Here is an 11,233-nt window from a genome sequence, read left to right on the forward strand (position 1 = left end):
ACGCTTAAGGGATCTGTTTGTTTATCTGTACATTAATTGTTTGTGGCTTTGCTGTCCCACCGAAACTCTGCACGCTGCTCTCACCAAACCAGTCACCTGATTGCGGATTGGCCGTACCATCTTGCGAGAGACGTGCCCGCACTTTCACCTGAGACAACGAAGAGAGCAAACGCTCTGGCATCATTGCATTACTGTCATCCAACGTTACTGATAACGGGAATCGGCTCACAGGCAGTTGTTTGACGGCAACCGGTACCGGGTTTGCTCCATCGGTTACCGATATAATCAGGGTTCCCTGCTGAGGTAATTTCTGAGCGGCATCAGAGGAGAGTGAAACCTCTATTCCCAGTGTAGCTGTTTCCTGCCCAGCCTGTGATTTGGCTTGCTGGATACTGCGTTTTATCACTTCTATGCGGGAATCGCCAGCAGGCAGCAATTTTAGCATAACTTCCCATGCACCAATGGCTTGTTTAAAGTCACCCTGCTCAAAAGCATTAAAAGCTAATAAACTCATGGCGCGCAGATTGGTATGATCCTGTCCAACCATCGTTCGCAACATCTGAGTTGCCAGCTGATTATCTTGTGGATCGTTGGAACGTGTCAGCACCTCAGCATAACCGAGTCTGACATCTTCATTATCGGGCGCAAGCTGATAAGCTTTAGCAAAAGCTTGGGTTGCGGTAGTGGCATTATTCAGTGCCATCCCCACCCGGCCAAGCATCATCCAATCATTGACGTTAGCAATATCTTGCTGCAAAGAAGTACGCAAGCCCAGCCCTAAACGTGCTACCTCTTCCATACTCAAAGGCTCCGCCCGCTCATTGGCAACTCTGGCACGTAATTCGGGCATTTGTGCAACAACCTGATGCCATGCCTGCACCTGAGCCAAACCACCGGTTTTTAGGTATAACCCCACGGCGACCACCACCAGTATCACCACCCCGGGCAGTAACACCCAGCGGTTAATCGGGCTTATCTCCTCATCCGGTTGTTGGGGGATATCTGTCAGCAGGTTTTGTTGCAGTTCCTGAATCAGTTCAGGTCGCTGTTCTACCACGCCTTGCGCTTCATCTTCTGCCAGTTCAGATAACCGATCCTGATAAATAGCCTTGTTCAATTCATCCCGGGTGGTCGTCGGTGAATCCGTGTCTTGCCGCATGGCAGGTATAACCAACAAGGCACCCGCGACCGCCAGCAAAATGATCACTATCAGCCAAAAAGCCATTATGGTTGTTTCCTGTTTGTCTTCGCGTGTTTAGTCGCGATGCTGTGTTGCACCACCGTCGATTTTTCCACACCGCGAGCATGTTCGGCGAGCAGATGGTGTAACCGTTGCTGTTCCTGCGCCGACAGTGGGGTCTCTTTCTCCACTCGTCGCCGTGCACGTAATATCACCACTACGGCCCCAAATAGCACAAACAGAGCCGGCCCCACCCACAGAATCAGCGTTGCAGCCGTCACCGGCGGCTCGTAAGTGACGAAGTTGCCGTAGCGGGCCACCATATAGTCAATGACTTGCTGTTTGGAATTACCCTGCTGCATCAGTTCATACACTTTGGCACGCATATCAGCAGCAATAATCGCGTTGGAGTCGGCAATGCTGTTGTTCTGACATTTAGGGCAGCGCAGTTGTTCGGTCAGTTCCCGATACTGCTGCTCTTGTGCCTCAGATTTAAAGGTGTAGGTATCGATGGCGGCAAACAAACTCCAACTCAGCATAAGGCCGAAGATCAGGCTTAGTAATCTCATGCGCCCCCCTGATACTTCTTATACAACGGCAGAATTTCTTGCAGCCAGACGCGATCGTTCAGATCACCGGCATGGCGATAACGGATAATACCCTGCCCGTCGATCAGAAAAGTTTCCGGCGCACCATAAACCCCCAGATCCAGCCCTAACATGCCATCACCATCATACAAACTCAGTGCGTAAGGATTACCCAGTGCATTGAGCCATTGCACCGCTTTGACACGATCATCTTTATAGTTCAAGCCCACCACACGGATGCCTTGGGCCGCCAGCTTATTCAGATATTGATGCTCAGCGCGGCACGTCGGACACCAGGTTGCCCAGACATTAAGTAACATCGGCTTACCATCATGTAATACTGCCTGATCAAAGGTTTTCCCCGGTTGCTCAAGCGATTCAAGCTTGAACGTTGGCACCGGTTTACCAATCAGCGCGGACTCCAACATCGTCGGATCCTCGCCATTAGCATTGCGAGTCAATTGCACTAAAAAGGCCACAACCAGCAGTAAAAACAGTACCAGCGGAATAAACATCAGCTTATTGAATGAAAAGTGAGATTTCATTATTCAGCCTCCGATGCAGCACTGCGCTTTAACTTTTTGCTCATCCGATAGCGCGGAGCAAGCATGCAGAAGATGCCGCCGATAGCCATAAATACCCCACCGAACCAGATCCAGCGGACAAAAGGTTTGTAATACAAGCGCACCGCCCATGACCCGTCATCCAGTTCTTCACCCAGTGCGGCGTAGAGATCACGGCTGAAGCCACCATCAATAGCGGCTTCAGTCATCATAGAACGGGCCACACTGTAATAACGTTTCTCCGCATGTAAGGTGGCTTCAGGTTTACCATGACGGGTGACATCAATAATGCCAACACCGCCGGTATAGTTCGATCCTTTGATATCGTGAACATCGCGGAACACGAAGTGATAATCGTGAATATCGATGCTATCACCAGCCTTCATGCGTACATCACGCTCAACACTGTAATTTTGGCTAAAGGCAATACCGATCACCGTCACCGCCACACCCAAATGCCCCAACACCATGCCCCAGTGACTGCGAGATAAGTGCGTTAAACCACGCCAAAAACCATGGCGGTGAGTTGCTCGCTCATGCAACTCCATCAATGTCAGGATAATGACCCAGATAGACATCATCAAACCGACCACGGTCATACCGGCAATAGTGTCTTGCAGCAGCCAGGGTACCAATATCGACAACAACAAAGTGATGACCAGAGCCACACTGAGGCGTTTCCAGAGTTTGCTCGGCTCATCACGACGCCAACGCACTAACGGCCCGATCCCCATCAACAGTGCCATTGGGGCCATCAACCAGGTAAACATGGTATTAAAGAACGGTTCGCCGATTGAAATACTGCCCAGTCCCAGTTGCTTGTGCACCAATGGCAACAAAGTCCCCAGAAGCACCACCAACATTGCGGCGATCAGCAGCACATTATTACCGAGCAGGAAAGTCTCGCGTGAGAACACCTCATGCTGAGTACGGCTGCGCACTTGTGCGCCTTTAACTGCATACAGTAGCAATGAGCCACCGATAACAATCACCAGATAAGCCAGAATAAACATGCCACGAGCCGGATCAGAGGCAAAAGAGTGCACCGAAACCAATACGCCGGAACGCACCAGGAAGGTGCCCATTAGGCATAGAGAGAATGCCGTAATCGCCAGCAATACCGTCCACGCTTTGAATGTGCCACGTTTTTCGGTCACCGCCAGTGAGTGAATTAACGCCGTACCTGCCAGCCAAGGCATAAAAGAGGCATTCTCAACCGGATCCCAGAACCACCAGCCGCCCCAGCCTAATTCATAATAGGCCCACGCCGAACCGAGCACGATCCCCATGGTCAGGAACACCCATGCCGCTTGAGTCCACGGCCGTGACCAGCGCGCCCAGGCACTATCAAGTCGGCCAGCCATTAAGGAAGCTATCGCGAAAGCAAAAGCTACCGAGAACCCCACATACCCCATATAAAGCAGTGGCGGATGGAAAATCAACCCGACATCCTGCAACAACGGATTTAAATCATTACCGTCAATTGGGAAGTCCGGCAAGGTGCGGGTAAACGGATTTGACGTCAGAATAATAAACAACAGGAAACCGCCGGTAATCATCCCCAGCACCGACAGTACTCGGGCTACCGCATCATCCGGCATTGAACGGCTAAAGAGCGCAACAGCCAGCGACCAGCAACTTAGCAGCAACACCCACAGCAGCAGCGATCCCTCATGTGCGCCCCAGGTCGCCGCAATACGATAATAAACCGGCAGGTGTGAATTTGAGTTCGCCGCCACATAGGAGACAGTGAAATCATTCACCACAAACGCATACACCAGACATATAAATGACAGTGCGATGGTAGCGAACATACCGTACGTCAAGGGTCTGCCAACCGCCATCATACGGGCATCTTGACGCGCAGCGCCCCATTGCGGATACAAACTCAGCAATAGCGAGATAGCCAGTGCCAGGCATAACAGAAAACTCCCCATTTCAGGCATCATGAGGCATTATCCTCACGCTTAGTGCTACTGTAAGCCTCTGCGGGACGGGTGTGGTTTTCTTTCATCGCCTCTTTTACTTCTGGTGGTGTGTATTTTTCATCATGCTTTGCCAGCACTTCTTTCGCATTTACCGTATTGCCCTCAGCGAATACACCTTGCGCTACCACCCCCTGCCCCTCGCGGAACAGGTCCGGTAAAATGCCGGTATAAGTGACGGTGATTGCGCCGCGCGCATCATAAACCTTGAAACTCATTTCCAGCGTCTTATCATCACGTTTCACCGACCCCGGCATCACCATGCCGCCGATACGTAAACGCTGACCTATTTCCGGCTTCTCGTGGCGCTCCCCTTTACCCTGCAAGATTTCGCCAGGGGTATAGAACAGATCGATATTGGCACGCAGTGCGTACAACACCAGAGTGGTGGTCAGACCGATACCGATCAAAACCACCATCGCCAGATAGAGCCGACTTTTTCTACGTGGGTTCACTGCTGTTTCTCCTGCGAACGGACGGAATGCTGAGTCTGATTTGCCTGCCGAATGCGCAGTTCCCGCGCCTGACGACGCTGAATATCCGCTAATAATTGTTTGTGCTGCCACAGCGTATGTCCCCACAAACTAAGCAGAGACAGCAAAGTAACCGCCACCGCCAGCCAGACATAAAAGGCATAGCCGCCCATGGCGAAAAATGCCGCCCAAGAGTTAAAGGCCGGATTCATAGACGTGGCTCCTTACGCAATAGGGCGCTTACCCAAGGGCGATGGCGCTCTTGCTGCAAAATCAAGTTGCGCAGGCGCATTAATGTCAGAGTAATAAAGCACAACAAATAGCCAAAAATAGCCCAACGTAACGGCGAACGCATACTTGGATCAATGCTTTGTTGCATGTTAGTGGAACCTTGATGCAAGGTGTTCCACCACACCACGGAGAAATGAATGATTGGAATATTGACCACACCGACCAGCACCAAAATACCCGCAGCCCGCCCGGCCAACTTGCGGTCGTCAAATGCGTTATACAGCGCAATCACGCCAAGATAGAGGAATAGCAACACTAACTCAGAGGTCAATCGCGCATCCCAAATCCACCAGGTTCCCCACATCGGTTTACCCCAGGTAGAACCGGTGACCAAGGCAATAAAGGTAAACACCGCGCCGACCGGCGCCATGGCGGCTACGACGTTATCAGACATTTTCATTTGCCAGACCAGGCCAACAAGTGCCGCAATCGCCATCGACATATAGATCCCCATCGACCAGATCGCCGCCGGGACATGCAAGTAAATGATACGGAAACTGTTGCCTTGCTGATAATCAGAGGGGGCGAAACCAAATCCCCACACCCAGCCCACCATCAAACAGACCACAGCAGCAATACCCAGCCACGGGACAAACCGACCACACAGCGTATAGAGCCGCTCGGGTTTAGCGAATTGATGAAACCATTTCCACATTTTTCATTGCTCACAGTAAAATTGGACAGGCATCACTCAGTGGCAATGCCGGCGCAGGGTACGGCGCACAATCTGCTCTGACTGCGTTGGCTACCGCGCTTAAGCTTCTGAAAATTCTTATATTTTAACTACAGGCTTCTTTTAAGAAATTGTTTCCTTCTGAGTGGCATTCAACTGCTAGTGCACACTCACTCTCAATGCAGCGGCGGTGGCAAAAGGCGCAAGTGTTACACTCCCCGCGAGCATTGCCCCCAAAATCGCCAGATACCCATCAATCGGCAGTGACATAGAAGCCGCATCAATGGCCGCAGTAGCAAATATCAGCACCGGGATATACAGCGGCAACACCAATAAACTCAGCAGCACCCCTCCCTTGCGTAACCCCACCGTCAGTGCCACACCAATAGCCCCGATAAAACTTAAGGTTGGCGTCCCCAACAGCAGCGTGAGCGCCATGGCAATCGCGGTATTACTATCAAGAGACAGCAACAGAGCGACCAGCGGAGATAAAATAAGCAAAGGTAATCCGGTAACGACCCAGTGAGCACACACTTTGCCTAACACCGTGAGTGCCAGTGGCGCGGGTAATAACAACAACTGTTCAAGGGAGCCATCGTAGAAATCATCGCGAAATAGCCGCTCCAAAGAGAGTAACGATGCAAGCAATGCCGCCACCCAGACAATCCCCGGTGCAATACGCGCCAATAATTGCGGTTCTGGGCCTATCCCTAACGGAAACAGTGTGATGACAATCAGAAAAAACCAGAGCGGGTTAACTATCTCTGCCCCTTTTCTAAAGGCTATTTTTAATTCACGACGCAACACGCTGATAAACATTAATTCTCCTGCGTGTTGGTTAAACGGATTTTACGCACACTCTGACCAACACCGTTCAGATCCTGATGTGTGGTAAGCAGTACCATGCCACCGTTAGCTGCATGCTCAACAAACAGATCTAACAGGGTAGCAACCCCCTGCTTATCAATCGCGGTCAACGGTTCATCCAGAATCCATAGTGGAGCCTTGCTCAACCACAAACGGGCCAAGGCCACGCGCCGTTGCTGCCCAGCCGATAATTGAGATACCGGTAAATCTTCATAACCCACCAACCCGACCTGAGACAAAGCCTGCCAGATTGCGGCGCTATCGACCTTTTGTAACACCGACTGATAAAACGCCAGATTTTCAAAAGGCGTCAGTACCGACTTAACTCCCGGTTGATGGCCTAAAAACAATAAATCCTGATGATATTTAGCGCGATCTCGGCGAATATTCGCCCCCAACCAGCTCACCTGCCCTTCATCTGCATCGGCCAGTCCGGCTAAAATCCGCAACAGACTGGTTTTACCTGCACCATTTTGCCCCTCAACCTGCACTATCTCCCCAGCAGCCACACAAAAGCTTAACTGTTGGAACAAGCTTCGCTCATCTCGGATGCAGGTCAGGTTTTTAGCTTCCAACATGAAGGATTGGTTTCCATCGTAGGATTGTTGTTTCAGGAAAACCGAATGATAACATAAGGCTTAATCCTTACGTAGCGTGGGTCTAACCCTGACCCTACCCTTATAGAGGTATTATTCGGTATAAGATCAAATTTCTGTAGAAAAAACCAACAAGATTAACGTTTGGTTACTTTTCCCCCTCTTCTGATGGCTATTTTACTCCCCCCAACAAAGACCCACTAACAACTCACCATTAGCCCAAGAATAATAAATAGCGACTACGCTTATTATGTCGGCCTTCCCTTATTTTTTGTGTTCCAACCACCACAATTATTTATCTACCAACCGGGAAATCCCTATGAATGATGAAAAACTGTCGCAGAATAAGGGTGAATTGAAAGTGGAAAGTGAGGAACAAAAGCAGGGAAAAGAGATAGAAATAAATGAGAAGGAACTTCCCTCAAAAGCAGCCGCAATCCATGAATTGATCCGCCTCGAGGGGCAAAAAGAGTTAGAGCGCGACAGCTTTGCACTGCTGTGGTCCGCCATTGCTGCCGGCCTTTCAATGGGGGCATCGCTTATTGCCAAAGGCATTTTTCACGCAAAACTACCTGACTCACCGGCAAGTTTCCTGCTGGAGAATGTCGGTTATACCTTTGGTTTTATTATTGTCATTATGGCCCGCCAACAGCTATTTACCGAAAATACCGTGACCGCGGTACTGCCCATCATGCAAAAACCGAGTGGGCAAAACTTTCTTCTGTTATTTCGCCTATGGGGGTTGGTGCTACTGGGCAACCTTATCGGTACAGGAATTGCGGCCTATTCCTTTATCCATATGCCGGTGTTTGATGAGTCGACACGCGCATCATTTGTCACTCTGGCACAAGGGGTGATGGAGAATTCGCCATCTGAGATGTTTGCTAACGGCATATTTTCCGGTTGGATCATTGCCACTATGGTATGGATGATGCCATCAGCAGGAGGCGCTAAGATCTGGGTCATTTTCCTGATGACCTATTTAGTGGCGCTGTGCGACCTTACCCATATTGTGGTTGGTTCGGTCGAAATCTTCTATCTGGTATTTAATGGCTCATTACCCTGGCAGCAATTTATTTATCCGTTCGCTATTCCAACATTGGCAGGCAACATTATCGGCGGTACTTTTATTTTTGCCCTGATAAGCCATGCGCAGATCCGCAGTGATATGACCCATCAACCGAAAAATGGTGATAAGGCAGCCAAAGACACTCCGCCCCCCTCTGAATAGCACCAACTTAACCACTGTGTTAACGTGATAATTTCGTACTAGCAAAGAGGTACAACTAATGCATTTCTCTTCGATCGAGGATATCAGAGCGGCTATTGATGGCATAGATTCGCAAATTGTCACGTTAATCGCGCAACGGAGCCAATGTGTAAAAGCGGCCGCCGCATTTAAGCAGGATCAGAACGCAGTACGGGCGCCAGATCGGGTGCAGATGGTAATAGATCGTGTCACAGCAGAAGCCAGCAAAGCGGGATTAGCAGAAGAGATCATAGAGAAAGTTTACCGGACGATGATCCATGCTTTTATCGACTATGAACTTGAACAACATCGGCGCTTAGGGCAAAAGTAAGCGGGATTCAGTTATCACTGTTCCACTAACAGGTGGTAACAGGGTATACCGACAATTTTTAATAAAATCCCCTTAGTTCAGCCAATCATCCTTATATCATCTAAACCATAAAAAATGCCATCACGTGGCAGGATTCAAAGATGGCTACACCGATACACCCGTAATTATTTACCTGGGTTACTGGCCACCTGGCTATTCTTTAATGCGATAAAAAGTGTAAAATATGTGAACATCAATATAGCAGACTGTTATTTGTCACTTTTTTATATTTATTCAATTTAATTTCAAGAGGTTAACGTGCAGGATTTACCAAACTGTCCAAAATGTAGTTCTGAATTTACATGGCAAGAAGGTGAACAACTGAATTGCCCGGAGTGTGGTCATGAGTGGTCGGAAAATAGCCCTTCAGCCACCGGCCAGGACGACCTGGTGGTGCGCGATGCCAACGGGAATTTGTTGGCTGACGGTGACTCAGTAACTGTTGTTAAGGACCTGAAAGTAAAAGGCAGTTCTTCAACGCTGAAAATTGGCACCAAAGTGAAAGGCATCCGCCTGGTTGAAGGGGATCACAATATCGATTGTAAAATTGATGGGTTTGGTCCAATGAAGTTGAAATCAGAGTTCGTTAAGAAGAGTTGATATTTTAATCAATGAGTTACCCCCAAATAGCGATTCTGACTCTGGGGGTTACCGCTGGTTGCGGAATTTCCCGGACACGAGTGGCGACTGCCTCGTGTCCTTAATTAAACTATTCACTTCTCACACGGAGCCAACATTCGGTGTTATTAATGGCTTGCGGCGAAAAAACATTTTATAAGACTGGGTTGCACAAATAACACCCGCGATGACCAAAACAGCACCTGATAACTGCAATCCCGTAGGTAAAATATGATTAAAAATAGCTAATATCATGGTAAATACCGGTACGAGGTTGAAGAAAACAGCCGTGTTAGCCGCGCCTAAATTCTTAATACCCACATTCCAGAATAAATAGGCCAATACCGACCCTGCAATTCCCATGTAAATTAATGCGCCATGATTAAATGCAGAAATATTATACAATCCACTGAATGTACCTTCAGTGTAATAAGCAAACATAACGATACCTAACGTACCAAACAGCATCGTAAAACTGGTTATTTGCAAGGGGGTAGCACCTACAGTGTATTTACGGCAGCCAACAGTATAAGCAGCCCATGCAATATTCCCAAGTAAGATAATCATATCCCCTTGATTAAACTCCATATTAAGTAGGTTACTAATAGAACCTTTACTGATAACCAATAAAACACCTAATAAACTGATCAGCATGCCGACACATTGTACCCGTGATATTTTCTGCCTTTCACAAAGAGTGAAAAGAAGCGCAGTTGTAATTGGCGAGGTGGCCATAATAAGCGCGCCATTTATCGGCGTAGTGGTTTGTAATCCAATAAAGAAAGCCAAATTAAAACCTGTAATACCGCAAAGACCCAGTAAGACAAATGCCAGATAATTCTTTTTCAGGACAATCCAGCTATTTCTTTCTCGTAACAAAAGTACCGCTAATATAGTGACACTAGCAATAACAAACCTCTCAGTTGCAGCTAACAGAGGAGAAACGTGGTTGACAATTAATGCTGCGACATTAAAATTCGATCCCCAGAAAAAAGTGGAGAGAACAACACAAAGCAAAACAAGATATTTATTCATCTGACTATCTCCAAAGTACTGCGTCAAGAACAATAGAAGATGCAAGTGCATTTTTGGATGTTTTCAATAAATAACTGACCGTGTCAGCAACATCAGAGGCCGCAAGCATTCTCTTCTTTTGTTCCCTTGAAATATTAATATGGTCATCCATTAGCTCTCTAAATGACGTATCAACTTTATCCAATATAATACTTGTTACTTTAATCCCTAATGGTTTGCAATATTCTCGTAACCCATCAGTCATACCTTGAACTGCATATTTAGAAACAGAATATGCATACATATCTTTGTTTCCTCTGGTACCCCATACTGATGACATATTTATTATTTGTGCTGAAGGGCTATTAATCAGTACCGGCAACAGCGAGCGAGTCAGATAAAAATAACCATTCACATTAACATCAAATGTATTTTTCCATTCTAAATCCGTAGTGGTTAGTGGACTACTGAAATAGGCAATACCTGCAACATTTATAAGTACATCAATAGAACTCATAACCTCTAAAGCATTTAAAACAGCCTGTTCTACTGCTCCCCGCTGAGTAACATCCAACTGAATAAAGTGTATTTTATCTTGGTATTTATTTTTTAATAATGTAGTTTCTTTCTCTGGAATATCTTTAAAATGGCAAGCAAAAACAGAATGTCCATCTTTTAGAATCCGTTTTGTTAAGCTTTGTCCAATTCCACTTTCACAACCAGTGATAAATATATTCATGTTATTTTCCTTTATTTACACTAAAAAT

At 47.6% G+C, this 11,233-nt stretch carries 14 protein-coding genes; 3 read left to right on the forward strand and 11 right to left on the reverse strand.

Annotated features, from left to right (window positions below; all coding sequences use genetic code 11):
• Positions 1-4: 4 nt before the first annotated feature.
• The 9 genes from ccmI to ccmA all read right to left on the reverse strand — a co-directional run bounded on the left by ccmI (position 5) and on the right by ccmA (position 7,197).
• On the reverse strand, positions 5-1,225 hold the full coding sequence (ccmI, locus tag V2A85_RS09425; protein ID WP_420071307.1) for a c-type cytochrome biogenesis protein CcmI: 1,221 nt from the start codon (positions 1,223-1,225) through the stop codon (positions 5-7).
• Positions 1,225-1,749: a cytochrome c-type biogenesis protein gene (locus V2A85_RS09430; RefSeq protein WP_372559512.1), complete on the reverse strand. Its 525-nt coding sequence runs from the start codon at positions 1,747-1,749 to the stop codon at positions 1,225-1,227. Before V2A85_RS09430 ends, ccmI begins: the two co-directional genes overlap by 1 nt.
• Positions 1,746-2,312: a DsbE family thiol:disulfide interchange protein gene (locus tag V2A85_RS09435; RefSeq protein ID WP_083158204.1), complete on the reverse strand. Its 567-nt coding sequence runs from the start codon at positions 2,310-2,312 to the stop codon at positions 1,746-1,748. The genes V2A85_RS09430 and V2A85_RS09435 overlap by 4 nt, the downstream gene beginning before the upstream one ends.
• Complete coding sequence (locus tag V2A85_RS09440) at positions 2,312-4,279, reverse strand: heme lyase CcmF/NrfE family subunit (RefSeq protein ID WP_420071308.1); 1,968 nt, start codon at positions 4,277-4,279, stop codon at positions 2,312-2,314. The genes V2A85_RS09435 and V2A85_RS09440 overlap by 1 nt, the downstream gene beginning before the upstream one ends.
• A complete protein-coding gene (gene ccmE, locus V2A85_RS09445) occupies positions 4,276-4,770 on the reverse strand; it encodes a cytochrome c maturation protein CcmE (RefSeq protein ID WP_372559514.1) in 495 nt (164 codons plus the stop codon). Before ccmE ends, V2A85_RS09440 begins: the two co-directional genes overlap by 4 nt.
• Complete coding sequence (ccmD, locus tag V2A85_RS09450; RefSeq protein WP_372559515.1) at positions 4,767-5,000, reverse strand: heme exporter protein CcmD; 234 nt, start codon at positions 4,998-5,000, stop codon at positions 4,767-4,769. The genes ccmE and ccmD overlap by 4 nt, the downstream gene beginning before the upstream one ends.
• Positions 4,997-5,734, reverse strand: coding sequence for a heme ABC transporter permease (locus tag V2A85_RS09455; RefSeq protein WP_083158200.1), 738 nt, complete (start codon positions 5,732-5,734; stop codon positions 4,997-4,999). The genes ccmD and V2A85_RS09455 overlap by 4 nt, the downstream gene beginning before the upstream one ends.
• Positions 5,735-5,911: 177 nt before the next feature.
• Positions 5,912-6,571 (reverse strand): heme exporter protein CcmB, encoded by a 660-nt coding sequence (ccmB, locus tag V2A85_RS09460; RefSeq protein WP_083158199.1) that lies wholly within the window; start codon positions 6,569-6,571, stop codon positions 5,912-5,914.
• Positions 6,571-7,197, reverse strand: a complete 627-nt coding sequence (gene ccmA, locus V2A85_RS09465; protein ID WP_083158198.1) for a cytochrome c biogenesis heme-transporting ATPase CcmA — start codon at positions 7,195-7,197, stop codon at positions 6,571-6,573. Before ccmA ends, ccmB begins: the two co-directional genes overlap by 1 nt.
• Before the next feature lie 337 nt (positions 7,198-7,534).
• Between ccmA and V2A85_RS09470 the strand changes: the two genes are divergently transcribed.
• The 3 genes from V2A85_RS09470 (at position 7,535) to V2A85_RS09480 (ending at position 9,434) form a co-directional block, all read left to right on the forward strand.
• Complete coding sequence (locus V2A85_RS09470) at positions 7,535-8,446, forward strand: formate/nitrite transporter family protein (protein ID WP_083158197.1); 912 nt, start codon at positions 7,535-7,537, stop codon at positions 8,444-8,446.
• A gap of 58 nt (positions 8,447-8,504) precedes the next feature.
• The gene (locus V2A85_RS09475) at positions 8,505-8,795 is read left to right on the forward strand and encodes a chorismate mutase (RefSeq protein ID WP_420071309.1); all 291 of its coding nucleotides are present in this window, start codon (positions 8,505-8,507) and stop codon (positions 8,793-8,795) included.
• 297 nt (positions 8,796-9,092) lie between these two features.
• A complete protein-coding gene (locus tag V2A85_RS09480; RefSeq protein WP_083158195.1) occupies positions 9,093-9,434 on the forward strand; it encodes a zinc ribbon domain-containing protein YjdM in 342 nt (113 codons plus the stop codon).
• A gap of 120 nt (positions 9,435-9,554) precedes the next feature.
• Here V2A85_RS09480 and V2A85_RS09485 read toward each other — a convergent pair whose 3' ends face one another.
• A complete protein-coding gene (locus tag V2A85_RS09485) occupies positions 9,555-10,487 on the reverse strand; it encodes a DMT family transporter (protein WP_420071310.1) in 933 nt (310 codons plus the stop codon).
• 4 nt (positions 10,488-10,491) lie between these two features.
• Positions 10,492-11,205, reverse strand: a complete 714-nt coding sequence (locus V2A85_RS09490; RefSeq protein ID WP_372559519.1) for an SDR family oxidoreductase — start codon at positions 11,203-11,205, stop codon at positions 10,492-10,494.
• Positions 11,206-11,233: the final 28 nt, after the last annotated feature.

This window comes from Yersinia sp. 1252 StPb PI (assembly GCF_048593885.1).
Lineage (GTDB): Bacteria > Pseudomonadota > Gammaproteobacteria > Enterobacterales > Enterobacteriaceae > Yersinia > Yersinia enterocolitica_E.

What these genes read in the sequence shown, in the direction of transcription:
- ccmI (WP_420071307.1), bottom strand. Translation starts at nt 1,225, where the DNA reads ATGGCTTTTTGGCTGATAGTGATCATTTTGCTGGCGGTCGCGGGTGCC.
- V2A85_RS09430 (WP_372559512.1), bottom strand. Translation starts at nt 1,749, where the DNA reads ATGAGATTACTAAGCCTGATCTTCGGCCTTATGCTGAGTTGGAGTTTG.
- V2A85_RS09435 (WP_083158204.1), bottom strand. Translation starts at nt 2,312, where the DNA reads ATGAAATCTCACTTTTCATTCAATAAGCTGATGTTTATTCCGCTGGTA.
- V2A85_RS09440 (WP_420071308.1), bottom strand. Translation starts at nt 4,279, where the DNA reads ATGATGCCTGAAATGGGGAGTTTTCTGTTATGCCTGGCACTGGCTATC.
- ccmD (WP_372559515.1), bottom strand. Translation starts at nt 5,000, where the DNA reads ATGAATCCGGCCTTTAACTCTTGGGCGGCATTTTTCGCCATGGGCGGC.
- V2A85_RS09455 (WP_083158200.1), bottom strand. Translation starts at nt 5,734, where the DNA reads ATGTGGAAATGGTTTCATCAATTCGCTAAACCCGAGCGGCTCTATACG.
- ccmB (WP_083158199.1), bottom strand. Translation starts at nt 6,571, where the DNA reads ATGTTTATCAGCGTGTTGCGTCGTGAATTAAAAATAGCCTTTAGAAAA.
- ccmA (WP_083158198.1), bottom strand. Translation starts at nt 7,197, where the DNA reads ATGTTGGAAGCTAAAAACCTGACCTGCATCCGAGATGAGCGAAGCTTG.
- V2A85_RS09470 (WP_083158197.1), top strand. Translation starts at nt 7,535, where the DNA reads ATGAATGATGAAAAACTGTCGCAGAATAAGGGTGAATTGAAAGTGGAA.
- V2A85_RS09475 (WP_420071309.1), top strand. Translation starts at nt 8,505, where the DNA reads ATGCATTTCTCTTCGATCGAGGATATCAGAGCGGCTATTGATGGCATA.
- V2A85_RS09485 (WP_420071310.1), bottom strand. Translation starts at nt 10,487, where the DNA reads ATGAATAAATATCTTGTTTTGCTTTGTGTTGTTCTCTCCACTTTTTTC.
- V2A85_RS09490 (WP_372559519.1), bottom strand. Translation starts at nt 11,205, where the DNA reads ATGAATATATTTATCACTGGTTGTGAAAGTGGAATTGGACAAAGCTTA.